At 45.8% G+C, this 323-nt stretch carries 1 protein-coding gene; it reads left to right on the top strand.

Going from position 1 to position 323, the window contains the following annotated elements; all coding sequences use genetic code 11:
* Nucleotides 1-25: 25 nt before the first annotated feature.
* Nucleotides 26-323 (top strand): IS110 family transposase (locus ACO0LL_RS30370; protein WP_422954543.1); only part of this gene is annotated, 298 nt, incomplete at its 3' end.

Here is a 323-nt window from a genome sequence, read left to right on the forward strand (position 1 = left end):
ACTGACCCGGTCGATCAACAATCATATGAATAATGATCCAGATTTAAAAGATAAGCAAAAATTATTAGACAGTGTTCCTGGGCTCGGCGAGCGCACGATTGCTGTACTGCTTTCGTATTATGCAGACGCTGAACGTTTTTCTTCTGTAAAGAAGGCTGTTGCCTTTGCAGGTCTTGACCCAGAGCATCATGAGTCCGGCAGCAGTGTCTGTCGCAAAGCAAAAATGTCAAAGGTTGGGCATACATTTATTCGTAAAGCGCTCTATATGCCCGCCATGGTAACTCTGCATCGAACCACCTGGGGTAAGGTCTTCCGACAACGAT

Source organism: Undibacterium sp. TC4M20W, assembly GCF_049340245.1.
Classification (GTDB): Bacteria; Pseudomonadota; Gammaproteobacteria; order Burkholderiales; family Burkholderiaceae_D; genus Undibacterium.